The 23,685-nt window shown below is 61.7% G+C and carries 24 protein-coding genes and 1 tRNA gene; 12 read left to right on the top strand and 13 right to left on the bottom strand.

Annotated features, from left to right (window positions below; all coding sequences use genetic code 11):
• The first annotated feature begins 57 nt into the window (after positions 1–57).
• The 5 genes from QNI81_RS08450 to QNI81_RS08430 all read left to right on the top strand — a co-directional run bounded on the left by QNI81_RS08450 (position 58) and on the right by QNI81_RS08430 (position 4,283).
• Positions 58–1,368 carry an SPOR domain-containing protein gene (locus tag QNI81_RS08450; protein ID WP_283966230.1) on the top strand — a complete coding sequence of 437 codons (1,311 nt, stop codon included), beginning with the start codon at positions 58–60 and terminating at the stop codon, positions 1,366–1,368.
• A gap of 4 nt (positions 1,369–1,372) precedes the next feature.
• Complete coding sequence (locus QNI81_RS08445) at positions 1,373–2,482, top strand: glycoside hydrolase family 3 N-terminal domain-containing protein (RefSeq protein WP_283966229.1); 1,110 nt, start codon at positions 1,373–1,375, stop codon at positions 2,480–2,482.
• Positions 2,475–3,272, top strand: coding sequence for a segregation and condensation protein A (locus QNI81_RS08440; RefSeq protein WP_283966228.1), 798 nt, complete (start codon positions 2,475–2,477; stop codon positions 3,270–3,272). Before QNI81_RS08445 ends, QNI81_RS08440 begins: the two co-directional genes overlap by 8 nt.
• Positions 3,272–3,955 (top strand): SMC-Scp complex subunit ScpB, encoded by a 684-nt coding sequence (scpB, locus tag QNI81_RS08435; protein WP_283966227.1) that lies wholly within the window; start codon positions 3,272–3,274, stop codon positions 3,953–3,955. Before QNI81_RS08440 ends, scpB begins: the two co-directional genes overlap by 1 nt.
• Positions 3,956–4,043: 88 nt before the next feature.
• Positions 4,044–4,283: a hypothetical protein gene (locus tag QNI81_RS08430; RefSeq protein ID WP_114962678.1), complete on the top strand. Its 240-nt coding sequence runs from the start codon at positions 4,044–4,046 to the stop codon at positions 4,281–4,283.
• Here the strand turns inward: QNI81_RS08430 and QNI81_RS08425 are convergent.
• Positions 4,237–5,433: an MFS transporter gene (locus tag QNI81_RS08425; protein WP_283966226.1), complete on the bottom strand. Its 1,197-nt coding sequence runs from the start codon at positions 5,431–5,433 to the stop codon at positions 4,237–4,239. The genes QNI81_RS08430 and QNI81_RS08425 overlap by 47 nt on opposite strands.
• Before the next feature lie 167 nt (positions 5,434–5,600).
• Here QNI81_RS08425 and QNI81_RS08420 point away from each other — a divergent pair, with 167 nt between their 5' ends.
• On the top strand, positions 5,601–6,044 hold the full coding sequence (locus tag QNI81_RS08420; protein WP_283966225.1) for an Lrp/AsnC family transcriptional regulator: 444 nt from the start codon (positions 5,601–5,603) through the stop codon (positions 6,042–6,044).
• Positions 6,045–6,052: 8 nt separating this feature from the next.
• Here QNI81_RS08420 and QNI81_RS08415 read toward each other — a convergent pair whose 3' ends face one another.
• The 8 genes from QNI81_RS08415 to QNI81_RS08380 all read right to left on the bottom strand — a co-directional run bounded on the left by QNI81_RS08415 (position 6,053) and on the right by QNI81_RS08380 (position 13,334).
• Positions 6,053–7,132 (bottom strand): 2'-deoxycytidine 5'-triphosphate deaminase, encoded by a 1,080-nt coding sequence (locus QNI81_RS08415; RefSeq protein ID WP_283966224.1) that lies wholly within the window; start codon positions 7,130–7,132, stop codon positions 6,053–6,055.
• 163 nt (positions 7,133–7,295) lie between these two features.
• Positions 7,296–7,372 (bottom strand) — tRNA-Pro (locus tag QNI81_RS08410).
• Positions 7,373–7,472: 100 nt separating this feature from the next.
• Complete coding sequence (locus tag QNI81_RS08405; protein WP_283966223.1) at positions 7,473–9,638, bottom strand: MerR family transcriptional regulator; 2,166 nt, start codon at positions 9,636–9,638, stop codon at positions 7,473–7,475.
• Between the two features lie 105 nt (positions 9,639–9,743).
• Complete coding sequence (gene ihfA, locus QNI81_RS08400; protein ID WP_005623412.1) at positions 9,744–10,046, bottom strand: integration host factor subunit alpha; 303 nt, start codon at positions 10,044–10,046, stop codon at positions 9,744–9,746.
• 87 nt (positions 10,047–10,133) lie between these two features.
• A complete protein-coding gene (locus tag QNI81_RS08395) occupies positions 10,134–11,105 on the bottom strand; it encodes a beta-ketoacyl-ACP synthase III (RefSeq protein ID WP_283966222.1) in 972 nt (323 codons plus the stop codon).
• Between the two features lie 15 nt (positions 11,106–11,120).
• A complete protein-coding gene (gene plsX, locus QNI81_RS08390; RefSeq protein ID WP_283966221.1) occupies positions 11,121–12,248 on the bottom strand; it encodes a phosphate acyltransferase PlsX in 1,128 nt (375 codons plus the stop codon).
• Positions 12,249–12,289: 41 nt separating this feature from the next.
• Positions 12,290–12,496, bottom strand: coding sequence for a 50S ribosomal protein L32 (gene rpmF / locus QNI81_RS08385; RefSeq protein WP_005623419.1), 207 nt, complete (start codon positions 12,494–12,496; stop codon positions 12,290–12,292).
• 289 nt (positions 12,497–12,785) lie between these two features.
• The gene (locus QNI81_RS08380) at positions 12,786–13,334 is read right to left on the bottom strand and encodes a YceD family protein (RefSeq protein ID WP_009179254.1); all 549 of its coding nucleotides are present in this window, start codon (positions 13,332–13,334) and stop codon (positions 12,786–12,788) included.
• Positions 13,335–13,420: 86 nt separating this feature from the next.
• On the opposite strand from QNI81_RS08380, the gene QNI81_RS08375 reads away from it, so the two are divergent.
• From QNI81_RS08375 to QNI81_RS08365, 3 genes are all read left to right on the top strand, one after another.
• On the top strand, positions 13,421–13,888 hold the full coding sequence (locus tag QNI81_RS08375) for an outer membrane protein assembly factor BamE (RefSeq protein ID WP_005623425.1): 468 nt from the start codon (positions 13,421–13,423) through the stop codon (positions 13,886–13,888).
• A gap of 148 nt (positions 13,889–14,036) precedes the next feature.
• Positions 14,037–14,813, top strand: coding sequence for a GNAT family N-acetyltransferase (locus tag QNI81_RS08370; RefSeq protein ID WP_009178712.1), 777 nt, complete (start codon positions 14,037–14,039; stop codon positions 14,811–14,813).
• A gap of 62 nt (positions 14,814–14,875) precedes the next feature.
• Positions 14,876–16,681, top strand: a complete 1,806-nt coding sequence (locus QNI81_RS08365) for an ABC-F family ATP-binding cassette domain-containing protein (RefSeq protein WP_283966220.1) — start codon at positions 14,876–14,878, stop codon at positions 16,679–16,681.
• Positions 16,682–16,828: 147 nt separating this feature from the next.
• Here the strand turns inward: QNI81_RS08365 and QNI81_RS08360 are convergent, their stop codons facing one another.
• Both QNI81_RS08360 and QNI81_RS08355 read right to left on the bottom strand, forming a co-directional pair.
• Positions 16,829–17,584, bottom strand: a complete 756-nt coding sequence (locus tag QNI81_RS08360; protein ID WP_283966219.1) for an SDR family NAD(P)-dependent oxidoreductase — start codon at positions 17,582–17,584, stop codon at positions 16,829–16,831.
• Positions 17,585–17,675: 91 nt separating this feature from the next.
• The gene (locus tag QNI81_RS08355) at positions 17,676–18,599 is read right to left on the bottom strand and encodes a GNAT family N-acetyltransferase (RefSeq protein WP_283966218.1); all 924 of its coding nucleotides are present in this window, start codon (positions 18,597–18,599) and stop codon (positions 17,676–17,678) included.
• Between the two features lie 45 nt (positions 18,600–18,644).
• On the opposite strand from QNI81_RS08355, the gene QNI81_RS08350 reads away from it, so the two are divergent.
• The gene (locus QNI81_RS08350; RefSeq protein WP_283966217.1) at positions 18,645–18,782 is read left to right on the top strand and encodes a hypothetical protein; all 138 of its coding nucleotides are present in this window, start codon (positions 18,645–18,647) and stop codon (positions 18,780–18,782) included.
• Positions 18,783–18,891: 109 nt separating this feature from the next.
• Here the strand turns inward: QNI81_RS08350 and tyrS are convergent, their stop codons facing one another.
• Positions 18,892–20,139 (bottom strand): tyrosine--tRNA ligase, encoded by a 1,248-nt coding sequence (gene tyrS / locus QNI81_RS08345; RefSeq protein WP_283966216.1) that lies wholly within the window; start codon positions 20,137–20,139, stop codon positions 18,892–18,894.
• Positions 20,140–20,281: 142 nt separating this feature from the next.
• On the opposite strand from tyrS, the gene QNI81_RS08340 reads away from it, so the two are divergent.
• Complete coding sequence (locus tag QNI81_RS08340) at positions 20,282–21,409, top strand: anhydro-N-acetylmuramic acid kinase (protein ID WP_283966215.1); 1,128 nt, start codon at positions 20,282–20,284, stop codon at positions 21,407–21,409.
• Positions 21,410–21,559: 150 nt separating this feature from the next.
• On the opposite strand, the gene QNI81_RS08335 is transcribed toward QNI81_RS08340, so the two are convergent.
• The gene (locus tag QNI81_RS08335) at positions 21,560–22,012 is read right to left on the bottom strand and encodes a cupin domain-containing protein (RefSeq protein ID WP_283966214.1); all 453 of its coding nucleotides are present in this window, start codon (positions 22,010–22,012) and stop codon (positions 21,560–21,562) included.
• 67 nt (positions 22,013–22,079) lie between these two features.
• On the opposite strand from QNI81_RS08335, the gene QNI81_RS08330 reads away from it, so the two are divergent.
• On the top strand, positions 22,080–23,498 hold the full coding sequence (locus QNI81_RS08330) for a protein adenylyltransferase SelO (protein WP_283966213.1): 1,419 nt from the start codon (positions 22,080–22,082) through the stop codon (positions 23,496–23,498).
• The last annotated feature ends 187 nt before the right edge of the window (positions 23,499–23,685 follow it).

The following is a 23,685-nucleotide window of genomic DNA, read 5'->3' as shown; positions in this document are numbered from 1 at the left end:
TATCCCGCCCTTATTTCGGTGGTGGGGTGTCTGCGATAATCGGGCAGTGAGGCGGATATGGCATATTTTGCACAGGTGGGCGCGGGCGCTCCCTCTTCAAATGGCGATGGTGACAGCGGAGGCTCCGCTTTCGATCCGTTCTCCTCTCATCAGTATTCGCGCGCACCCGATCCGGTGCAGAGCTATCCGGCGGAGCCCGAGGCCGAGCCGGTGGCGCAGACATCCTATCCGAGCTTTGGCATCAGCCAGTCGCCGACCGTGAATGTCGGCACGTTCTCTGGCGTCGGGGGGGCGACAGGAGGAGCAAGCGCGCAAGGCGGGTATCCCGAAGCTGGTTATGACTATGTGGGCGACTATGGCGATGGCTATGGTGGCAATGAGGCCGAGCTTTTTGCGCCTCCGCCCGGTCGCAGCGAATTGGGTCGTATGGCGGCATTTCTGGGCGCTGCGGCGTCGATTGCGCTGGTGGTGAGCATCTCCATGTGGGGCTACAAGCTGATCATGCGGGATGTGTCCGGTGTGCCCGTGGTGAGCGCGCTTTCTGGACCGATGCGGATTGCGCCGGAGAATCCGGGCGGTGAATTGGCCGACAATCAGGGGCTTGCGGTGAATTCGGTCGCAGCCAATGGCATCGCCGAAGATCCGGCGGACCGTCTGCAACTGGCACCCGAGGCGATTGCGCTGACCGAAGATGACCAGCCGATCCCAACCCTGACACAGGCGGCTGAGGAAGAAGCTGCGCTGGAAGCTGAATCTGCCGCACAGGATTCTGGCCTAAGTGCCACGGTTGAAGGCCCCGAAGAGGTGGCAGAGGTTTCGCCGCTGGAGCAGCGCAACAATGATATCGACGCACTTGTGGCGTCGCTCACCGAAGATGCGATCCCGCTTGAGGATCTGCGCGAAACATCTGCCTCGATCACGCAGCCGGCACCTCTGGACACTACGGATGTTGCGGCGATCACCACTGTTCCGGCAGCGGTGCGCAATGCGCCGGGTGTGCGTGAAACCCCGCGTCCGCTGGTGCGCCCGGCCCGGTTCTCACCTGCGCCTGCATCCGGGACGGCAGCCGCGCAGTCTGCGCGTGGTACCGTTGATATCGACCCCAAGAGCCTTGAAGTGGGCACGCGGTTGGCTCAGCTTGGTGCCTATGAGAGCGCCGAAGTGGCGCGCAGCGAATGGACCCGGATCAGCGGCAAATTTGGTGAGTTCTTTGATGATAAGGCGCGGGTGGTGCAGCGCGCCGAAAGCGGTGGCCGTATTTTCTACCGTCTGCGCGCCCACGGGTTCGAGGACCTGTCGGACGCGCGTCGCTTCTGCTCGGCCCTGGTGGCGGGCAATGCGGATTGTATCCCTGTGACGATGCGCTGATCCGATGCGGTTTGGTGCGACGATTTTGGACGCAGAAGGTCTGCGTCTCACGGCTGATGAGAAGGCGCTGTTTCGAGAGGCAGCGCCTTTTGGCTTTATCCTCTTTGCCCGCAATATCGAGAGCGCCGATCAGGTTCGCGCGCTGTGTGATGATTTTCGCGCGGCGGCGGGGCATGACTGTCTGATCACCATTGATCAGGAAGGGGGCCGGGTGCAGCGGTTGCGCACGCCGCTTGCGCGCGAGTGGCGTCCGGCGCTGGATCATGTGGAGGCAGCCTCTGACCAGATGCGGGCGATGTATCTGCGGGCCCGGCTGATTGCGGCGGAACTGCACGACCTTGGCATCGACAGCAATTGTGCGCCGCTGGCGGATGTCGCGGGTGCGGGGACGCATCCGTTCTTGCGCAATCGCTGTTACGGGACCGATGCCGCCAATGTGGCGGCCATTGCCCGCGCCTGTGCCGAGGGGCATCTGGACGGGGGCGTGGTGCCGGTGATGAAACATATCCCCGGACATGGGCGCTCCACCATGGACAGCCACCATGATCTGCCACATGTGACAGCCTCAGCTGAGGTGCTGCGGGCCGAGGATTTTGCCGCCTTTGCGCAACTCAGGGATCTGCCGATGGCGATGACGGCACATCTGGTTTACGACGCGTTTGATCCGCGCCCGGCGACGCTCTCGCCTGTGATGATGCAGGTGATCCGGCAGGAACTGGGCTATGACGGCCTTGTGATGACCGATGATATCTCGATGAAGGCCTTGTGGGCACCTGAGATTCAGCAACCAGAACAGCGCCCTAGCTTGGGTGGGGGCGAAGCGCCCTCCCATGGGGAAGGTCGGGCGCTGTCCGGCCTGCGGCCAGACGATCCAGATATGGCGGCCGGGGCAATTGCGAGGGCATCTCTCGATGCAGGCTGCGATGTCGCGCTGTTCTGCAATTCCTCGCTGGCGGCCCGTGCTGCCGTTGTGGATGCTGCCGGCCTGATGACTGACGCCGCACAACGGCGCGCCGAGGCGGCTCTTGCCTGCCGCCAAACCCCTGCTGCGCTTGACACCGAGGCGGTGGAAGCGGAACTATCTGCCCTCATGGGCGGACAGGTATATGGCTGACGAAGACTCGCTATTTCCAGAAGACACACTGACGGTCGAGGAGCGGCTCGAAGCCGAGGCGCTGATCGTGGATGTGCGGGGCTTTGAAGGGCCGCTTGACCTGCTGCTGACGCTGTCGCGCACGCAGAAGGTCGATCTGCGCCAGATCTCGGTCTATGAGCTGGCGCGGCAGTACCTGACCTTTGTGGAAAAGGCCAAGGAGCTGCGCATCGAGCTGGCCGCCGACTATCTGGTGATGGCGGCCTGGCTGGCGTTCCTGAAATCCCGCCTGCTGCTGCCCCCGGACCCCGAAGAGGAAGGCCCCTCGGGTGAGGAACTGGCCGCACATCTGGCGTTCCAGCTGGAACGTTTGCAGGCCATGCGTGATGCGGCGGCCCGCCTGATGGCACGTGACCGGCTGGGGCGTGATTTCTTTGCGCGGGGACAGGCCGAGGACGTGCAGCGCATCAAGACCGTGACCTATACGGCGAACCTTCTCGACCTGATGCAGGGCTATGCCCGCATCCGCACCAAGGATGAATTCCGCCCCTTTGTGATGGACCGCGACAGCGTGTTCACCATGGAAGAAGCCCTAGAACGCATGCGCGGTCTGCTTGGCTTTACCGGCAGCTGGACCGATATGCTGAGCTACCTGCCGGATGGCTGGCACAGTGACCCGGTCAAGCGCCGCTCGGCCACCGCCGCCACATTTGCCGCCTCGCTGCAACTGGTAAAGGAGGGCAAGATGGAAATCCGCCAGAGCGAAACCTTTGCCCCGATCCAGCTGCGCAACCGGCCAGAGGAGAGTTGATGGACGACCAGACCCAGAGTGACGCGCAGCAGTCGCCGCGCGGTGACAGCGACAGCCTGTTTGATGCGCCCCCCATGGCGGAACAGGAACGCATGGTGGAGGCGGTGCTCTTTGCCAGTGCGGAGCCTGTGACGGTGCGCGATCTGATGTCGCGCATGCCGCATGGCTGCAACCCGGGCGAGGCGCTGGAGCATTTGCGCAAGCGCTATGAGGGGCGCGGTGTGCGCGTGGTGCAGGTGGGCGATACATGGGCGATGCGCACGGCGCCGGATCTTGGCTATCTGATGCAGAAGGAAACGGTGGAGAGCCGCAAGCTGTCGCGCGCCGCCATCGAGACTTTGGCGATCATTGCCTATCACCAGCCGGTGACCCGGGCCGAGATTGAAGAAATCCGCGGCGTATCGGTGTCGCGCGGCACCATCGATCAGCTTCTGGAGATGGAGTGGATCCGGCTGGGGCGGCGCAAGATGACACCGGGGCGGCCAGTGACCTTTGTGGTGACGCCGACCTTTCTGGATCACTTTGGTCTGGAGAGCGCGCGTGATCTGCCGGGGCTGAAGGAGCTGCGCGCGGCGGGGCTCTTGGAGAACCGCCCACCACCGGGCGCTTTCCCCATTGGTCAGGGCGACAGCGAGGACGAACGCCGCGACGCAGAACAACCAGAGCTGTTCGACGAAGACTGACGCATGTGCGCGATGCCAAGAAATCGCCGCACTCCGCCCCTATATGGAAGAGTGCAGTTGATATCACAGCAACCCCAGCGAGGTTCTTATGGGATTTGACCGGATCGCCAATATGGTCCTGCGCCGCCTGATCGGGCGGGCGGTGAACGCGGGCGTAAACGCCGGGATCAACGCTGTCGCCAAACGCGGCGGCGGCAAGAAATCAAGCCGTGGCGATCACCCGCCGCAGCGCGCCGAACGCACCCCGGAGGAACAGGCCGAGCGTGAGCGCATCCGGGCCGTCAGGCAGGCGCGTCGGGCACGTCGGGCGCAGCGGGATCAGTCCTGAAGGGGAGTGTGCGGCGCAGGCTCAGCGCCTCGATCGCGGCGATGGTGGTCAGCACGGCTGAAATCAGCACACAGCCAAGGATGCCGAGGGCCTGAAATCCGATCCCGCCGACAAACGGGGCTGCAAAGACGCTGAGATATGTGGTGGTGGAGTAAAGCCCCATGATGGCGCCGCGCTGGCGCACATCCAGTACTGTCAGACGCGCCACCAGCAGGTTCAGTCCAAAGTGCTGGAAGATCCCCCACAGAACCGCCAGTGCAAGAAACAGCGGATAGCTGGCACCAAAGACACCCATGGCCACGTAAACAAGGCTGAGCGCGAGGAAAACCGGCGTTGTGGCCCGCGCCATGCCGATCCGGTCCAGAATCGGGTCGAGCAGCACCGCGCCGCCAAAGCCAAGCCCATAGATCAGCGGCAGCAGCCCCGCCTGACCGGTGCTGAGACCAAGGGTGACCGTGGCATGAGCGCCGGTGTAGGAATAGGTCACATAGAAGCTGAGCATCAGCCCGACAGAGGCCAGAATGCCGCGTCCCATCCCCGGAACCCTGAGCGCACTCAGAGGTGAGCTTGCGGATCCGCCCGGCTCATCGAGACGTGCCAGCGGGGCACTGAGCCCCCAGACCAGCGCACAGAGCGCCGCGAGCGCGCCGTAGACCATGCGCCATCCCACCAGTTCTGCGCTCCACGCAGCAAGGCTGACGCCAAGCACCAGCGACAGTGTCCAGCCGGTGAGAACCGCGCCCACCACACGGGCCTCGCGACCCTTGGGCGCGATCACAGCGGCCATGGTGTAGATCGACGGCAGTGCGGCCCCCCCGGCGATCCCACAGAGCACCTGTGCTGCGATCAGGGCGACCAGCGTGGGGGCCAGCGCGCTCGCGATAAAGCCAAGCGTCAGCGCGACGAGGGCCATCCGCAACAGCCGGCCTGCACCGATGCGGTCGCCCATGGGCGCAAGCATCAGTGCTGCCGCCGCCACCCCAAGCCCATAGCCGCTGGAGGCCCGGAGAACCTGCGCCGGGCTGGCCGCAAGATCCGCCCCCACCGTTTGCACCAGCGGTGACAGCAGCAGCGCATTGGTGCCCACGATGGCAATGGCACACATCAATGTGGCGATAGAGATCCAGAGCGGCGGGGCAGAAGGTGACATGAGAGGTCTCGATTGATGTTGAATTTCATTCGGCAGTTTGGCCTAATCGGTGAAATTCATTCTGTGAAGATGTTAAAGATCGAGAAATGGAAAAAACAGAGACCATTCGGAGCAGCTCCCGTTCCAGCCGGGGTATTGATGCCCTGGACCGAAAAATATTAGGCGCGTTGAGCCGCGACGCAACCCAATCCTATGCCGCCATCAGCGAGCAGGTGGGCCTCTCGGCCCCGGCGGTGCATGAACGGGTGAAACGGTTGCGGGCTTCGGGCGCGATCAAGGCCACCGTAGCACAGATCGACGGCGCGCAGGTGGGCAAACCCATCCTTGCCTTTGTACATGTCGATACCATCGGCTGGGGCAAGACCCGCGAGATTATCGCGCTGGAGCAATTTCCCGAAGTGGAGGAGATCCACTCCACCACCGGGGATACCTGCCTGATCATGAAGGTCCGCGTGGCAAGCCCGCATGCGCTGGAGGGGCTGTTGTCCAAGATCTACGACATTGAGGGCGTGCGCGGCACCAGCACCTATCTGACACTGTCGACGGTGCTGGAACGTGCGGCGCAGGCCGATGTCACGGCGGATCTGGAACGCGTCAGCTACCCGCGTTGATCTGGCGGTTACTCCGGCACGCGGAAATGTTTCGACAGTTTTAGCCCCTGACCTTGATAGTTCGAGGCAATGCCCGCGCCATAGAGCTGTTGCGGCAGCTCGGCCATGCGCTCATAAACCAGACGGCCCACCACTTGCCCGTGTTCGAGCACAAACGGCGCCTCATGGCAGCGCACCTCAAGCACCCCGCGAGAGCCAGCGCCGCCCGCTTCGGCATGGCCAAAGCCGGGATCAAAAAAGCCCGCGTAATGCACCCGGAACTCGCCCACCATCGCAAGATAAGGCGCCATCTCAGCGGCGTATTCGGGCGGAATATGCACCGCCTCGCGGCTGACGAGGATATAAAACGCGCCCGGATCGAGGATGATGCGGCCCTTGTCGCTGCGCACTTCCTCCCAATAGTCGCGGGGGTCATAGGCGGCGATCCGGTCGAGGTCGATCACGCCGGTGTGTGGTTTGGCACGGTAGCCCACCAGATCGGTGCCGGGCAGGCGCAGATCGACGGAAAATCCCAGCCCATCCTCGATCACAGCCTCACCGTCCACCAGCGGGGTTTCGGCGTGAAGCTTGGCCAGAGTGGCATCGTCAAGCACCGCCTGACCGTTGCGAAAGCGGATCTGATTGAGGCGCATGCCGGGACGCGCCAGAACGGAAAACGACCGCGGGCAGATCTCGGCATAGAGCGGGCCGGAATAGCCTGCGCGGATGCGGTCGAATTCTTCGCCGCCATCGGTGATGGTGCGGGTGAGAAGGTCGAGCCGCCCGGTGGAGCTTTTGGCATTGGCCACGGCGGTGATGTCTGCGGGCAGGTCCAGCGATTCCATCAAGGGCACCACATAGACGCAGCCCTTTTCCAGCACCGCGCCATCGCTGAGGTCAATGCGGTGCATTTCAAACTCTTCAAGGCGCTCGGCCACAGTGCGACCCTGACCCGCGAGGAACGACGCGCGCACCCGGTAAGCAACGGTGCCCAATCGCAGATCGAGGCTGGCGGGCTGGATTTGGCCCTCAATCAAGGGGGCGGCGAGTTTGATCTCGTCGCGCGCGAGCATGGTTTCGATCGTCTGGCTGGGCAAAACACCGGTCATATGCCGTTCCCCTGATGGCGTCCCTGTCCCGCGGGAGGCTGACGCATATTCTGTCGTGCCACAATATCTTTGATGCGCGTTGCGAATTCTCTTTGAAAACCAACGGCAAAGCAGGTGGCGGATACACAAACGCCCGAGCGTTGACCGCTCGGGCGTTTTGTTATGGTCGGGCTAGCAGGACTCGAACCTGCGACCTTCCGTCCCCCAGACGGACGCGCTACCAGGCTGCGCCATAGCCCGTTGTTGGAGCTTTCTACTGCTTTTTGCGGCAGGGGCAAGAGGCGAATTCGATTTTTTCACGCTTTTTCAAAGTGCCCACGGGGGCGCGGGATTTCGAGGGTTATCGCGATGCAATGATGCCGCGCAGGGCTGTTGCAATTTCACGAAGCTCCCCTTGCTGCGCCGCCGACAGCGCGTTGAGTGCAGAGAGACGCTGCAACAATCCAGCGGGAATATCACCTGTGGGGGTGTCTGAGACCTCAATCATGCGGGGGCGCGGTTGCGTGCTGCTGTCGCCCAGTTCCATATCGGAGACTGGTGCCTCGGCAACATCAGGTGCCGCGTGTTCCGCATCCATATCATCCGCAACGCCCTGATCCGGAGCGGTAAAGTCAGGTTCCGGGAGGGGGGATTGCGCGGCGGCATCGAGAGAGGTCTCGGCGTCCGCAATCGCATCATCCTGCGGCTCGTCCGCTGCGGCAAAGATGTTTTCAGCATCCGCATCGGGGATGTCGGCGCTGATGGTATCCGTGTCGGTGGTGTCTGTCTCGGTGGTGTCCGAGGCAAACTCCGGAGTGTCTGGCTCGAATTCGACGGAAGGTGTCTCAGAAAGAGCGGCCGTCGCTGTCGCCATGGCCGCAGCCATTTCGGCAGCCGGATCGGAGGAAGGAGCCGGTTCTGGCGCTTCGACCGTTTCTTCGGGCGTCACCTCTTCTTCTGCTATTTGTTCTGCTGTCGCGCCAAACTCAGTCTCTGCGATCTCGTCCGGGGTGTCTGAGGAGAAATCATTTTCTGCGACAGGACCCGCAGCGGGGGTCGCCTCTGTTGGCAGCTCGACGCTCTCGTCAACGGGCGATGCGTCAAAAGAGGGCGCAACCTCCTCTGTCGCCACGTCTTTGGCTGCGGTCAAATCTTCGGAAACCTCTGGTGCGCGCATCTCTGTCGCATGAGCCACGTCCATGGGCTGAGATTCGGGAGTGGCCTCACCAGTGCCCAGCTCTGTTAGATCCTCGGGCAAATCCGCTGGCAACTGCTCCGACTGAGGCGCCGACTGAGGCGAGGGGGCGGTCTGTTGCTGCGGCGGCGCGGCAAAGAAATCCTGTTGTTCGCTCGATGCGGGAGCGCTTGCGGCGCTTGTCGGTGCAGGTGCAGAAGCCGGGGAGGTGGCCTGTTGGATCGCTTGCGCCTGACTTGCCACATCCCGCGTGGGTGCGGGGGCATCGGGCAGATCAAAGGGCATGGCAATCTGATCGACGGCCTGTTCCTGCGGCGCGGCGGATATGGGCGCGTCGGTTGGGTGATCGTCAGCCGAAAGCTCAGACTGTGGCAGCTCCGCCGGTGCCGTTTCGCTCGGCTCGTCGGCAGAGAGGCTGGGCTGCGAGGGCTGCGCTACATCCGAAGCCGGGAAAGGGGCAGGAGACGCAGGAGCGGCGCCAACGGAGGCCGCAGGCGCTATTGGCGGGCGAGTGGACGCTGGGGCGGCAGGTGTGGACTGCGGCGCAACATCCGATTGCGGTGCAGCTGTCGGTGAGGGAGCGACAGGCGCAACCTCCATATCCTCAAACGTGGTGGAGGGCGTACTATCCGCAATCGGTGTGTCGTCGTCTGACACAGGCCCGGCGGGTGCCACGTCTTCTGACGCCTGAGGGGCGGCGGCAGCAGGTGCGAGCGATTCAGGGGCGGGTGCTGCTACCTCATGCGAGGTGCTTGCCGGTGCATTCGCTGTATCCGAGGCAGGCAATGGCTTTTCAACAGGGGCCGGACGTGCAACGTCGGCCTGCGGCGCGTCGGCACCCGGTGCCGCAGGTGTGGGGGCTGCTTTGGGCGGTCCCGCAGGGTAGGGCGGTGGTGCGGGCGGTGCCACTTTGCGCGGCGCGTGTTCCTCTTCACCGAGGGGCTCGCGGTCTACTACCGGGCGACGTGGCTTTTCCGCCTCGGGTTCGGCGGCTGCGGGATCAACCCATTTGCTCGCCGGTTTTGCCTCAATCGGTGATTCGTCTTCTTCCTCGCCATCAAGAGGTTTGGACAAGGACTGGACGTGCTGGATGCCTTCTTCACGCAAGAGCGCCTGAGCATCTTTGATCGACAGGCCTTTGTCGTGCAGCAGATTCTGAATGCCGCCCAAAAGCAGCATGTCGGTGGGGCGATAATAGCGCCGCCCCCCTGCGCGTTTAACCGGCTTTACCTGCGTGAATTTGCTTTCCCAGAACCGCAGCACATGGGCCGGGACATCCAGCCATTCTGCGACTTCGCTGATGGTGCGAAAGGCGTCAGGAGACTTGGACATTGGGACGACCCTTTATTCACTGTGGCGCACAGGATTGGCGCAAATGGATGTGGCCCCGCTGATGGGGGCCAAGATTGAGACATCGAACATTATAGTCGACGACGGTTAACTCTTATTTCCGTCCGCGACGCGATCTTTCATCAGGTGAGAGGGGCGGAAGGTCAGCACCCGGCGGGGCTGGATCGGCACTTCTTCACCGGTTTTGGGATTGCGCCCGACACGCGCGGATTTATCGCGCACGCTAAAGGTACCAAAGGAAGAGATCTTTACCTGTTCGCCGCGCACCAAAGCGTCGGACATATGCTGGAGCATGCTCTCCACCAGCTGCGCGCTTTCGTTGCGTGACAGGCCTACTTCGCGAAACACTGCCTCGCTCAGATCCATTCTCGTAATCGTTTTCTCTGTCATTGCCATCCCCGTTGTTTCCCAAAACAATAGGAGGTCAGGAATTTACCTGTCAATATCAATGAATTGGAAGACGCGGTTTCCCTCGCATTACCACCGCAAAACCACAGCACCCCACGCCAGACCGCCGCCAATGGCTTCGGTCACGATGAGATTACCCGGTTTGATCTGGCCACGCTCAACGCCGACGGACAAAGCCAGTGGAATGGAGGCAGCTGAGGTGTTCCCGTGATCCTGAACGGTCACGACCACCTTGTCCATGGGCAAGCCCATTTTCTTTGCAGTGCCTTGAATAATACGAATATTTGCCTGATGCGGGACAATCCAGTCCACGTCATCGGTGCTGGCCCCGGCGCGTTCCAGCGCGGTGGTGGCGGTCGAGGCCAGTTTTTCCACCGCGTGGCGGAACACCTGATTGCCCTGCATGCGCAGATGGCCGGTGGATTGGGTGGACACACCCCCATCCACATAGAGCAAGTCCTTGTAACGACCGTCAGAATTCAGATCCGTGGCAAGGATGCCGCGATCCTCTGGGGTGCCTGCGCCCTCTTGCGCCTCCAGGAGAAGCGCGCCAGCGCCATCGCCAAAAAGCACGCAGGTTGAGCGGTCGCTCCAGTCCATAATGCGCGAAAACGTCTCGGCACCGATGACCAGCACCCGGTCGGCCTGACCGGAGGCAATCAGCGCATTGGCATTGGACAGCGCATAGACAAAACCCGCGCAGACCGCCTGCACATCAAAGGCAAAGCCCTTGGTCATGCCCAGTTGCGACTGGACCATAGTCGCGGCGGAGGGGAAGGTCAGATCGGCGGTTGAGGTGGCGAGCACGATGGCGTCCACATCTTCTGCGGTGCGACTGGCGGATTTCAGCGCAGCCTCGGCTGCACGGGTCGCCATTTGCGAGGTGGTTTCACCTTCGGCGGCAAAATGGCGGCGCTCAATACCGGAGCGGGAGCGAATCCACTCGTCTGAGGTCTCCAGCGTGGCCTCGAATTCCGCGTTTTCAACAATGCGTTCGGGGAGGTAGTGCCCTGCGCCAATCACAACTGCGCGTCGCGTCATTCGTTTGCCTGCCTTCTAATTCAAACTCCCGGTCTCAGAATCGCCGGGACCGCCCGCGTCTGCGGACGTTGCGTCATCTTGGGCAAGCTCTACGGCGGATGCAACCCGGGCTGCAAGCTTTTCCGCAAATCCTTGTTCTGCAAGGAGAAACGCCAGTTTCACCGCGGCCGAAACACCGGTCGCATCGGCACCACCATGTGATTTCACAACAGTGCCATTGAGGCCAAGGAAAACGCCACCGTTCACCCGGCGTGGGTCGATCCGCTTGGAGAGGCGTGACAGCGAGGTATAGGCCAACAACGCCGCAAGGCGCGAGAGAATCGAATATTCAAAGGCTTCGCGCATCGCCGAGCGCAACAGGCTGGCGGTGCCTTCGCCGGTTTTGATCGCGACATTGCCGGTAAAGCCGTCAGTCACGATCACATCGGCGATATCGCCGGGAATGTCGCTGCCCTCGACAAAGCCTACAAACTCGAAATTGGCCTTCTCCGCGTTCTGAGAGATCAGCGCATAGGCTTCTTTCAGCTCTGCGCGGCCTTTGTGCTCTTCAGTGCCGACGTTCAACAGCCCCACACGCGGGCAGGGGAGATCCATCGAGTTGCGGATATAGGAGGTGCCCATCAGGGCGTATTGCAGCAGATCCTCTGCATCGGCGCGCACATCGGCGCCCACGTCGAGCATGACGTTAAAGCCCTGCGGATTGCGCGAGGGCCAGAGAATCGCAATTGCCGGGCGGTTGACGCCCGGAAGTTTGCGCAGCCGTAGCATCGACAGCGCCATCAGCGCGCCGGTATTGCCACAGGACACCACGCCATCCGCCTCGCCAGAGCGCACGGATTCGAGGGCAGACCACATCGAGGTGCCCTTGCCATTGCGCATGACCTGACTTGGCTTGTCTTCCATCGTGACCACATCGCGTGCGTCACGAATCTCCACGCGGCCCTTCAGGGTTTTCCTGCGGGCCACAAGGGGTTCAAGCTGTTCGATGGGACCATGGAGCAGAAACCCGATGTCGGGATTCTTGCTCGCGGATTTGGCGATGCCCGCGACCACTACGGCCGGGCCGGCATCGCCACCCATGGCGTCCACCGAAATCACGGTGCGGCGGGCATCTGCCTGCGATGGAGCGGTGTTACCCGTCATACGACTGCGTGCCTGCCTGGCATTCGTGATCCCGTTTCGACTCAGGCCGCGTCTTCGTCCAGGTCGATCTCGTCGGCCTGAGCTACGATCTCTTTGTCGTCATAGTGGCCGCAGGAGGGGCACACGTGGTGAGGACGACGCAGTTCACCGCAGTTGGAGCATTCGTTCGGGTTTGCAGCAACCAGAGCATCGTGCGCGCGGCGGTTGTTGCGGCGCGATTTGGATACTTTGTTCTGTTGGACAGCCATGTCTCAACCTTTGTCTAACTAGGGCCATCAAGCAGCAGAGCCTTCAGGCGCGTTTCATGTTTCCGTGTCAATCGGTGTGACGTCCGGTGTGACGTGCGTGTAGGCCGCAGTCTCTCCGATGTCCAACCAAAAATTCCGATGAGCGCGCGAAAATACTGCGAATCTTCGTTTGCGCAAGCGATTTCTTAGAACTCAGCGGTCTTGAGCGCCAGTGCCAACATCAGAAGGGTGGAAATTTCCGCCTTTCACCGAAGCCACGGTGCGCCTGTGCCCGATTGAGCCTTTTGTCTCAGGAGTCCTTGTCGCCGGGTTTGAGCAAATCTGCAAGCCCTGCGAAGGGGCGGGTGTCCTCATCCGTCATCGGCTGCGTGCCCGGTTCAGCGTGCACATGCTGACCAAGTTCCGCGCCATCCTTTCGCGGATACTGCGGCAGATTGAGCGCAACGCTCTCCAGCATCACATCATAAGGAGAGATGAAGTCACCCAGCTCGTCGATGTTATCATCTTCGCCCATCTCTACTTCGGCCTCGTCGGGGATATCGATCTCCGCGAGGAAGAGACGTTGCACGTCGGTGTCGATCCGGGTTGTCACCGGCTCCAGCGTGACGACGCAGGGCTGTGTTACGGTAAAGCCGAGTTTGGCCTTTAGAACCCAGTCGCGTTTGCCACGCGCCTTGATCTCGCCTTCGAAACGCAACTTGCGCAACGCGTCAACGCCCAGCTCACTGGCAATATCCGTCAGCGCTTTGGCCTCTGGCGTCAGTGTGAACCGCGTGGGGCGGTTCTGCGGCAGATCGGCAACCCGCAGGGCGGCAGTTTCAGGTGGGGTCGAACTCACGAGTGTACTTTCATTTCTTGAACCATTAGCTTGAGTTAGGTAATCGGGACTTCAGTCTTTATCAACCCGAACGACAGGGGAAGCGCATGATTGCAAGTCCGAAGACCGTAAAATCCGCGATGCGGAGTGCGCTTCTCGTCGGCGCGTTGGTGGTGGTGACCGCCTGTACCGCCCAATATCGCAAGCATGGCTGGATTCCGGGGCCGGAACTCTTGAACGAAGTTGTGGTCGGTGTCGATACCCGCGATTCGGTTTCCGAGACCATCGGAGAGCCGACCATCGACTCGCTCGCGGATGACAGCGGCTATTACTACGTGACCTCGCGCATCAAACGCTTTGGTGCCAAGCAGCCTGAGGTGGTCTCGCGCGATCTGGTCGCGATCACCTTTGACGGGCGCGGCGTTGTCGACAGCGTTCAGCGCTACACATTGGCAGACGGTCGGGTGATCCCGCTGGAGCGCCGGGTCACCGACTCGAGCCTCGAAGACAAGACCTTCCTGCGTCAGCTGATTGGCAACCTCGGCAACTTCAATCCGGGTAGCTTCCTGCAATAAGGCCCTGCGATATCGCATGGCAGCAGTTAAATTTGGTCCGGGGGATGAATTCGTCACCCGGACTTCACATGTTTTGTGATAGCAATGCAAAGCACCCGTCGCCTCTGGGGGCGGCGCAAGCTAATGAACAAGCAGACGCGAGCAGACCATGGCCATGTCCTCCCGGTCCCAATCCCCCGACACGTTCTCCGATGCCGAAATTTTGCTGACGAAAGGGCGCTATCAGGCCCGGCTTGCGGCAACACCTGCGGATGTTACTGCGGTTCAGGCTTTGCGGACCTTGTGTTTTCGCACTGCAGAGATTGATCGCGACGGGTTTGACGACACCTGCGCCCATGTGCTGGTCGAAGATACGCGCAACGGGGCATTGGTGTGCTGTTTCCGCATGCTGGTTCTGGAGGGCGGCGCAGAGGTCGCGCGCACTTATTCGGCGCAGTATTACGATCTCTCGGGGTTGCAGGATTTTGAGGGGCGCATGGTGGAAATGGGCCGGTTCTGCATCCATCAGGGTTGGAACGATCCGGACATTTTGCGCGTCGCGTGGGGGGCGATGACCGCCTTTGTAGATCGTGAGAACATCCAGATGCTGTTTGGCTGCTCGTCGTTTGCCGGGACCGAGACCGAAGACTATCTGGATGCCTTTGCGATGCTGAAACATCGCCATCTGGCCCCCAAACGCTGGCTGCCCCGTGTGAAGGCGCCCGATGTGTTCCGCTTTGCCGCAAGGCTGCGGCGCAAACCTGACGCCAAAAAGGCGATGCTGCGGATGCCGCCCTTGCTGCGCACCTATCTGATGATGGGAGGTTGGGTCAGCGATCACGCGGTGGTCGACCGGCATATGAACACGCTGCATGTGTTCACCGGCCTTGAAATCGGTGCCATCCCCCCCGCCCGCAAGCGCCTGCTGCGTGCTGTTGCGGGTTAGGCAGCCCCTCTGCATCTCATGACACGTTGACGAAGGCAGCGGCGCGGTTTAGCTCCGCTCCTATGGCACGTATTCCTCTTTTGCAGATGTCCGGGATTTCGCTGACCTTTGGTGGCGATCCGGTGTTTTCCGACCTCGACCTCGTGGTGCAGCCCGGTGACCGGGTGGCGCTTGTGGGGCGCAATGGGTCGGGTAAATCGACCTTGATGAAAGTCATGGCCGGTCTTGTGGAGGCGGATGCCGGCTCCATCGTGATCCCGCCCGGCAATTCCGTCGGCTATATGGAGCAGGACCCCAAAATGGAAGGGTTTGCCACGCTTGGGGATTTTGCCGCCTCAGAGCTGGAACCCGGCGAGCTTTATAAGGTGGAGCGCGCGGGAGAGGGGCTGAAGTTCGATCCCGCCCGTCCGGTGGAGACTGCCTCTGGTGGCGAGCGCCGCCGTGCTGCGCTGGCCAAGCTTATGGCCGAAGCGCCCGAGCTGATGCTCTTGGATGAGCCTACCAACCACCTTGATATTGAAGCGATTTCCTGGCTGGAGAGCGAGCTGGCCTCGACGCGCGCCGCCTTTGTGCTGATCTCGCACGACCGGGCGTTCCTGCGCGCACTCACCCGAGCTACGCTCTGGGTGGACCGTGGTCAGGTGCGCCGTCAGGACAAGGGGTTTGAGCATTTTGAGGCGTGGCGCGACAAGGTCTGGGAAGACGAGGACATGCAGCGCCACAAGCTCAACCGGCTGATCAAATCCGAGAGCCGCTGGGCGGTTGAGGGGATCTCGGCCCGGCGCAAACGCAACATGGGCCGGGTGCGCGCCTTGCAGGATCTGAAATCCGAACGCGCCAGCCAGATCAAGCGGCAGGGCGCGGCGGCGATGGAACTGGAGGCGGGGCCAAAATCCGGCCGCAAGGTGATCGAGGCCGAAGGCATCACCAAAAGCTTTGGCGACAAGCAGATCCTCAACCGGTTCTCCCTCACGGTGCAGCGCGGCGAGCGCGTGGCCTTTGTCGGCCCCAACGGGGTTGGCAAGACGACACTGCTGAAGATGCTCTTGGGACAGGAAACCCCGGATGAGGGCACGGTCAAACTGGGCACCAATCTGGAAATCGCCGTGTTCGATCAGACCCGGGATCAACTCGATGGTGATTCGAGCCTGTGGGAAAACCTCACCGCCGATCCGTTGATGGGGATCTCCGGCAAGGCGGATCAGGTGATGGTGCGCGGACAGCCCAAACATGTGGTGGGCTATCTCAAGGAGTTCCTTTTTGATGAGCGCCAAGCCCGCGCACCGGTGCGCTCGCTTTCGGGCGGTGAAAAGGCCCGGCTGCTGTTGGCCAAACTGATGGCGCGCCCGTCGAATATGCTGGTTCTGGACGAGCCGACCAACGATCTCGACGTGGAGACGCTAGATCTGCTGCAAGAGCTTCTGGACGCCTATGACGGCACCGTGCTGCTGGTGAGCCACGATCGCGATTTTCTGGACCGTGTGGCGACCACGACGGTGGCGATGGAAGGTCAGGGGCAGGCCACGGCCTATGCGGGCGGATGGAGCGATTATCTCGCACAGCGCGCGCCGGTTGAGGGACCCGAAAAGGTCGAAAAATCAAAAGCCTCTAAGCCGAAGCCAAAGGTCGAATCGCCCAAAGAGGCGCTCAGTTTCAAGGAAAAGCACCGGCTTGAGGCACTACCCGACGAGATTGACCGGCTGGAAAAGGAGATCGCCAAGCTCGAAGAGCTGATGGCAGATCCAGAGCTGTTCACGCGCGAACCGGTGAAGTTTAAGAAAGCCACTGAGGCGCTTGTGGAGCGGCAGGAAAAACTGGCCGCATCCGAAGAGGAATGGCTGCTCTTGGAAGAAAAAGCCGCCGGATGAGGTGTTTCGCTTCGGGCTTTGCCCGAAGCGACCAGCGCCGCGCGCGCCCCTGCGGGGCGCGCGCGGCGCTCGGCCTAACGGGATCGATCCGTCCTTTTGGGGGCGGTGAGGACGGGCGGGAGGGCTCCCGCCGTTGACACCCGGGCGTCAACGCATCCGCAGCGCGCCGTCGAGGCGGATCACCTCGCCATTCAGATAGCCCATTTCGACGATAAACCCGGCCAGGCGCGCGTATTCCTCTGGTTGTCCCAGTCGGGCAGGGTTTGGCACATCGGCGGCAAGCTGGGCTTGTGCCTCTTCGGGCAGGCCCGCCAGCATCGGCGTCATGAAAATTCCCGGCGCAATCGCCATCACCCGAATCCCCGAAGAGGCCAGATCTCGTGCCATGGGCAGGGTCATGCCCACGATACCACCCTTGGACGCCGCATAGGCCGCCTGGCCCTTCTGACCGTCAAAAGCGGCGATCGAAGCGGTGTTGATGATGACGCCTCGCGCGCCATCTGCTTCGGGGCTGTTTTTTGCAATCTCTGCCGCCGCCAGACGCGAAACGTTGAAGCTTCCAACCAGATTGATATCGACGGTTTTCTGAAACGCGCCAAGGGGATGCGGGCCGTCACGGCCAACTGTCTTGATCGCGTGAGCGATGCCGGCGCAGTTCACAGCCGCGCTCAATCCGCCCATTTTCTCCACTGCCAGCGCGATTGCAGCTTTAACACTGTCTTCGCTGGTCACATCGGTTTCAGCAAAATGCGCACCGATGCTTTCAGCGATTTTCTGACCACGATCAACGTCCCGGTCCAGAATGGTCACCTCAGCACCTGCGTTACGGAAGTGGCGAGCGGTGGCCTCCCCAAGACCGGATGCGCCGCCAGTGACCACGGCGCGTGTGGTTGCGAGTTTCATTTGTCCCGCTCCTCCCATGAAATGAACACATGTTCAAATAATCATGGCAGGCCGAAGCTGTCTAGTGCCGTCATTCCCCCTGAGGCGAGAGTCAGGCCCCCATCAGGTTCAGGTCGATCGACGCCAGAGGCGCAAAGCGCCGTCCCATCGGAGGCCAATAGAGCCATGTTCCCCCCAGACGTTCTAGGCGCGCGCCAGTCCCCAGTTTGAACCGTGCAAGCCCGCTGGCATCCTCAGTATTGATCACGCCTAGATCAAGCTGGCGAATGCCCTTAGAGGCAAGCCACTCCATCGCGTTCCACATCAATAGGTTATGCGCCGACAGATCCCGCCCGCGATCGGTACTATGCGCGATATGATAGGTTGCTCCATCGCCATGGGTGAGCACCAGAATGCCTGCAACCGTCTCGCGCCCCTCATGCGCCTCAAACAATTTGGCCGCGCCGCGATTGGCCTCGCCATAGGCCAGTGTCAGGGCGGTGGGCCAGCTGCGATAGCGCCGCCGTTTCTGTTGCGCGGCATCGGCGCGCAGCAACCAGTGATCGGGTGCCATCGGCATGTTTTGCCGGGTGACGCGCAACGCCTGTGTCTCCGCGTGTGAGAGCCGATTGCGCCATTTCTGCTCCAACCCGCTGCGTCGCAGAGTACGATCCGGATGGATATCCAGAACCCCGACACTGGCCGGAGTCATCAGTGGCAGCGCCCCAAGACGCGCAAGCTCGGGCACCGGGCGTTCCGGCGATAAAATCACAGGCGTGCGCCGCAGCCCTTCTTCTTGCAGGATTTCCAGCAGGCGCGCGGGTTTGTGAAGCACTGCGCGATTGATCATCGCAACCGGCAAGCCCCAAACTTTCCGCCGCAATACGAGCATATCCTGCATGCGGTCCAGACGCATTGGGCGTTGTCCCAACATCTGCAGAGCACGCGAAAACTCGGTGGATTGCGGGAGTGCGCGGATGGTTTCGGTACGCTTCAAGGTGCGGGGCATGACAGCTGCGGAGCCAAGATCAAACATGACGCCATTAACAGGATTGAAACCTAATTCATGGTTAATGAGACCATGAAAAGGACCGTTAAAATCTACGGAAAAACCGCCCCCGGCGCGCGTATGACAAAATGCGCGGCGCTGTTGATCGCCACGGCGCTGTCAGTTCCAACGTTCATCATACTGACGTTGATCGATTTCGCCTTCCTGTAACACGAAATCGCAAGGCTCATTCTTCTAACCCCAAATATCCTGGGGTGAATTGGCCGTAGGCCAAGAGGGGCAACGCCCCTCCTGACAGGTCTTGATCTGCGCGAGGCGCTCAGCCGTCGAGCTGCACCAGCGCGTGGCGTTTTTTGCCTGCTGAGAGCTTGATCGGCGACGCAAGCGCTGCCGCGTCGATCATCAAACCCGCATCCGTAAGCGGCGCATCATCGAGCCTTGCGCCATTCTCGGAAATCAGCCGCTTTGCTTCCTTGCCGGATTTGGCCAGACCCGATTTTACAATGATCTGCACGATCGACATACCGTCGCCCAGCTCTGCAGCCGAGAGCGACAGGGTCGGAAGGTCATCGCCCACGCCGCCTTTCTCGAACACTTCGCGCGCGGTGGCCTCTGCGGCTTTGGCGGCTTCGGCCCCGTGCAGGAGCGTGGTTACCTCATTGGCAAGGATGATCTTGCCTTCGTTGATCTCAGACCCCTGCAGCGCGCCCAGACGGTCGCATTCTTCAACCGGGAGCTCAGTGTAGAGCTTCAGGAACCGCCCCACATCGGCGTCCGTGGTGTTGCGCCAGAACTGCCAGAACTCATAAGGGCTCAGCATTTCATCGTTGAGCCAGATCGCGCCGCCTTGCGATTTGCCCATCTTACGCCCGTCCGAGGTGGTCAGCAGCGGCGAGGTCAGGCCAAAGATCTCGTGATCCAACACCCGGCGTGTGAGGTCGATCCCGTTGACGATATTGCCCCATTGGTCCGAGCCGCCCATCTGCAAAACGCAGCCGTAGCGGCGGTTCAGCTCGAGGAAGTCATAAGCCTGCAGGATCATGTAGTTGAACTCGAGGAACGACAGCGACTGTTCGCGATCCAGACGCGATTTCACGCTCTCGAAGGACAACATCCGGTTCACCGAGAAATGCCGCCCGATGTCGCGCAGGAACTCAAGGTAATTGAGCCCATCCAACCACTCGGCGTTGTTGAGCATCATCGCGCCGGTCTCGCCGTAGTCGAGGTATTTGGCAAATACCTTCTGCATGCCGGCGATATTGGCATCGATCTGCTCGGGCCCCAACAGAGGGCGTTCGTCCGAGCGGAACGAAGGATCGCCGACCTTAGTGGTGCCGCCGCCCATCAGGGTGATCGGGCGATGACCGGTCTTTTGCAGCCAGCGCAGCATCATGATGTTCAGGAGGTGACCCACATGCAGCGATTTTGCTGTGGCGTCATAGCCGATATATGCCGTCTGCGTACCGCTCACCAGCGCCTCATCGAGCCCCTGATAATCGGTGCAGTCCGCCAGGAACCCGCGTTCCATCATGATGGCGATGAAGTCCGATTTCGGATGGTAGGTCATAGCATGCCTCGGCTTTTGAATATGCAAGCGGCTGTATAAATCGCATCGCAACCGGTTGGAACCTGTTTTCGGGACAAATTGCGCGGTGTAATATGTCTGCCAACGGGCGGTACGGCCCGGTTTTGCAAGGAAGTGTGCAGAGATGAGCAGAGCCATATCCAAGTCAGGCCCGGTGCGGGCGCTGGGGGCGATGAGCGGGACATCGCTCGACGGGGTGGATGTTGCGGTCCTGGAGACCGACGGACAGGCGATTTTTGGCTTTGGCGAGACGGGCTATCGCGCCTATTCAAGCGCAGAGCGTGAGGTGCTGCGAGCGGCCCTCGGCCAATGGAGTGGCGATGCGGTGACGGCTGCGGCACGGGTGGTTGAGGCCGCGCATATCGAGGTGATGAAGGATCATCTGGATGTGGATCTGATCGGATTTCACGGCCAGACGGTCGCCCATGCGCCGCGTTTGCAGGGCACGCTTCAGGTGGGCGATGGTGGCACCCTGGCAGAGGCACTTGGGCGACCGGTGGTTTGGGACTTCCGCACTGATGATGTCAGTATGGGTGGCGAGGGTGCGCCGTTGGCGCCATTCTTCCACCACGCTTGCGCACGCTACATTGGCGCAACGGAGCCCTTGTGTTTTCTGAACCTCGGGGGGGTCGGCAATCTCACCTATGTCGATCCTCGGGTGGAGCGCCCCGAGGATGCAGGCGCCTTGCTGGCGTTTGACACCGGGCCTGCCAATGCGCCGATCAATGATTTCCTGCAGGCGCGTCTTGGCCTGCAGATGGATGAGGGCGGCAAGGTGGCCAGCGAAGGTGTGGTCGAGAATGGCGCGCTGGAGTTGTTTCTGGCAGAGCCCTATTTCTCAAGGATGCCACCGAAGTCTCTGGACCGAAATGATTTTCCGGAAATGATCTGCCTTGTGACCGAGTTGAGCGATGCGGATGCCACTGCCACGCTTACAGCCATGTGCGCCGCTGCGGTGGCGCAGGGGATGGACCATTGCCCTGAGGCCCCTGCAAAGGTGCTGGTCACCGGTGGGGGGCGGCACAATCCGGTGCTGATGGAAATGCTCAGCGTGTCGCTGGATTGCCCGGTGGAGCCAGTGGAGGCCGTTGGGCTGGATGGCGATATGTTGGAGGCGCAGGCCTTTGCCTATCTGGCGGTGCGGGTGGCCCGGGGTATGGCAACCTCTGCACCCCGCACAACCGGCGTGCGCGCCTGTGTCGGCGGCGGCATCGTGACGGTGCCCGAGGGCTGGACTACGCGCGCCAGTTAATATGTCTCTCAAGTACGGGGAGGCTCCCGCCCGTCGCGGGCAGCATATGAAATGCACCCGCTCCCGTTGGGCCGAGCGCCGCGCAGCCGGAACGGCTGCGCGGCGCGGGTCGCTTCGGGCTTTGCCCGAAGCGAAATACCTCAGCCGTGGTTAGTTGCGTGGAATGTCGAAGCCTTCGGGCGCGAGGGTGAAGCCGGAAAACTCAAACCCCGGCGACACCGTGCAACTGACCAATGTCCACGCGCCGGTGCTGCGTGCGGCTTGCCAGTGATCTTTGGGAACCATCACCTGCGGGCGGCCCTCCCGCAGGTTTGGGGTCAGGAGGTGATCGCTGGCCGGGCCTTGGTCGGTCTCTGAAAGCGACAGGATGAGCGGCGCGCCTGCGTGATAGAGCCAGATTTCCGTGGCATCGACCCGGTGCCAGTGGCTGCGCTCGCCTGCGCCAAGCAGGAAGTAGATGCAGGTGCCACAGGGCCGAGACGAGGGGTCACGGGGGTCTTCGCCGGGGTCCTCAACCCAGGTCTGGCGGTACCAGCCGCCTTCGGGGTGACGTTCCAGTCCAAGGATCTGGATAATCTCATCTGCGCTCATGTCCTGCGTCATGCACTATGGCTCCGGAGTTGGTGTGATTGCGGGTGGTAATTCGGGTGGGGCGGCATATGTTTGGCTCATGACCCTCGATATCCCGTTTGACAATACATATGCGCAACTTGCGCCTGAGTTCTACAGCCGGCACGCCCCAACCCCGGTAAAGGCCCCTCGGCTCATTGCCTTCAACGACGCGCTTGCCGCCCGGTTGGGGATCACCCGCGGGCACGATGAGGAACTGGCCGACATCTTTGGCGGCAATGTGGTGCCCCCGGGCGCTGACCCGCTGGCGCAGCTTTATGCGGGGCATCAGTTTGGCAGCTACAACCCGCAGCTTGGCGATGGGCGCGCGGTGCTTTTGGGCGAGGTAGTGGGCACCGATGGCATCCGCCGTGATATCCAGCTCAAGGGCTCTGGTCCCACGCCTTATTCGCGCAATGGCGACGGGCGCGCGTGGCTCGGCCCGGTTCTGCGGGAATATGTGGTCTCTGAGGCCATGCACGCGCTGGGTATCCCGACCACGCGGGCGCTGGCAGCCGTGGCAACGGGCGAGACGGTCTGGCGCGAGGGCGGCTTGCCCGGGGCGGTTCTGACCCGTGTGGCGCGGAGCCACCTGCGCGTGGGCACCTTTCAGATCTTTGCCGCGCGTGGCAATCACGAGGCGCTGCGGACCCTCACAGACTATGCCATTGCCCGCCACTACCCGGAGGCGCAGGGGCCAATGGGGCTGTTGCGGGCGGTGCGGGGTGCACAGGTAGAGCTGATCGCCGCGTGGATGGGCGTGGGGTTCATTCATGGGGTGATGAATACGGATAACTCCTCCATCGCGGGGGAAACCATTGATTATGGTCCCTGCGCCTTTATGGATGTCTATCATCCAAACCGGGTGTTTTCCTCGATTGATCGCACCGGGCGCTATGCCTATGCCAACCAGCCGCAGATCGCGGTCTGGAACCTCGCGCAACTCGCCACGGCGCTGATCCAACTGGAGGACGATCCCGAAAGCGTGCTGGATGAAGCAACCGAAATCGTCCATGCCATGCCGGATCTGTTGCAAGAAGCATGGCTGCGCCAGTTCTGTGCAAAGATCGGCATCGGCACTGTCGCTGAGGGCGATTTGGAATTGGTGAGCGATCTGCTGCAAGTGATGGCACAGGGGCAGGCCGATTTCACCAATAGCTTCCGCGCGCTGTTGGAGGGACATGCCCGCGATCAGTTTCTTGAGCCTGCAAGCTTTGACGCCTGGGAGGCGCGCTGGAAAGAGCGTATAAAGAGTGAAACTGATACCCAAGCGCGAATGGCGCGCGCCAACCCGGTTCTGATCCCGCGCAATCACCGGATTGAGCAGATGATCGCCTCGGCGGTGGCAGGTGATTATGCCCCGTTTGAGCGCCTGATGACCGCATTGGCGTCGCCGTTTGAGACCAGCGAAGAATTTGCAGACCTGCGCCGCCCACCTGCAGAGGAGGAGGTGGTGCAGGCGACGTTCTGCGGCACCTGAGCAGACGGGTCTGCCCTGCCAAGGCAAGAGGTTTTGCGCCGCGTTCCGCGCCGCCCGGGGGCGCAGGCCGCGCCTTCGCCGCGGCCTGCGCGGCCCAACGCTTTTGTTGGCGCTTTAGCGCCTATGAAAGGGGCGGGAGGATGCCCGGGAGGGAGGCTCAAGATCCACGGATCTTGAGCCTGCGCGC

Origin of the sequence: Tritonibacter sp. AK171 (genome assembly GCF_030127025.1) — a bacterium.
GTDB classification, from domain to species: Bacteria; Pseudomonadota; Alphaproteobacteria; order Rhodobacterales; family Rhodobacteraceae; genus Epibacterium; species Epibacterium mobile.
The sequence above is the reverse complement of the archived record's forward strand: the minus strand, read 5'-3'. Positions and strand labels throughout refer to the sequence as shown.

Excerpts from the sequence above, each read along its gene's own strand:
- plsX (WP_283966221.1), bottom strand. The coding sequence starts at position 12,248 with ATGACGGGTAACACCGCTCCATCGCAGGCAGATGCCCGCCGCACCGTG.
- QNI81_RS08330 (WP_283966213.1), top strand. The coding sequence starts at position 22,080 with ATGACCCTCGATATCCCGTTTGACAATACATATGCGCAACTTGCGCCT.
- QNI81_RS08355 (WP_283966218.1), bottom strand. The coding sequence starts at position 18,599 with ATGTTTGATCTTGGCTCCGCAGCTGTCATGCCCCGCACCTTGAAGCGT.
- QNI81_RS08335 (WP_283966214.1), bottom strand. The coding sequence starts at position 22,012 with ATGACGCAGGACATGAGCGCAGATGAGATTATCCAGATCCTTGGACTG.
- tyrS (WP_283966216.1), bottom strand. The coding sequence starts at position 20,139 with ATGACCTACCATCCGAAATCGGACTTCATCGCCATCATGATGGAACGC.
- QNI81_RS08405 (WP_283966223.1), bottom strand. The coding sequence starts at position 9,638 with ATGTCCAAGTCTCCTGACGCCTTTCGCACCATCAGCGAAGTCGCAGAA.
- QNI81_RS08360 (WP_283966219.1), bottom strand. The coding sequence starts at position 17,584 with ATGAAACTCGCAACCACACGCGCCGTGGTCACTGGCGGCGCATCCGGT.
- scpB (WP_283966227.1), top strand. The coding sequence starts at position 3,272 with ATGGACGACCAGACCCAGAGTGACGCGCAGCAGTCGCCGCGCGGTGAC.
- QNI81_RS08350 (WP_283966217.1), top strand. The coding sequence starts at position 18,645 with ATGAAAAGGACCGTTAAAATCTACGGAAAAACCGCCCCCGGCGCGCGT.
- QNI81_RS08415 (WP_283966224.1), bottom strand. The coding sequence starts at position 7,132 with ATGACCGGTGTTTTGCCCAGCCAGACGATCGAAACCATGCTCGCGCGC.
- QNI81_RS08395 (WP_283966222.1), bottom strand. The coding sequence starts at position 11,105 with ATGACGCGACGCGCAGTTGTGATTGGCGCAGGGCACTACCTCCCCGAA.
- QNI81_RS08340 (WP_283966215.1), top strand. The coding sequence starts at position 20,282 with ATGAGCAGAGCCATATCCAAGTCAGGCCCGGTGCGGGCGCTGGGGGCG.
- rpmF (WP_005623419.1), bottom strand. The coding sequence starts at position 12,496 with ATGGCTGTCCAACAGAACAAAGTATCCAAATCGCGCCGCAACAACCGC.
- QNI81_RS08440 (WP_283966228.1), top strand. The coding sequence starts at position 2,475 with ATGGCTGACGAAGACTCGCTATTTCCAGAAGACACACTGACGGTCGAG.
- QNI81_RS08445 (WP_283966229.1), top strand. The coding sequence starts at position 1,373 with ATGCGGTTTGGTGCGACGATTTTGGACGCAGAAGGTCTGCGTCTCACG.
- QNI81_RS08375 (WP_005623425.1), top strand. The coding sequence starts at position 13,421 with ATGATTGCAAGTCCGAAGACCGTAAAATCCGCGATGCGGAGTGCGCTT.
- QNI81_RS08365 (WP_283966220.1), top strand. The coding sequence starts at position 14,876 with ATGGCACGTATTCCTCTTTTGCAGATGTCCGGGATTTCGCTGACCTTT.
- ihfA (WP_005623412.1), bottom strand. The coding sequence starts at position 10,046 with ATGACAGAGAAAACGATTACGAGAATGGATCTGAGCGAGGCAGTGTTT.
- QNI81_RS08430 (WP_114962678.1), top strand. The coding sequence starts at position 4,044 with ATGGGATTTGACCGGATCGCCAATATGGTCCTGCGCCGCCTGATCGGG.
- QNI81_RS08425 (WP_283966226.1), bottom strand. The coding sequence starts at position 5,433 with ATGTCACCTTCTGCCCCGCCGCTCTGGATCTCTATCGCCACATTGATG.
- QNI81_RS08450 (WP_283966230.1), top strand. The coding sequence starts at position 58 with ATGGCATATTTTGCACAGGTGGGCGCGGGCGCTCCCTCTTCAAATGGC.
- QNI81_RS08370 (WP_009178712.1), top strand. The coding sequence starts at position 14,037 with ATGGCCATGTCCTCCCGGTCCCAATCCCCCGACACGTTCTCCGATGCC.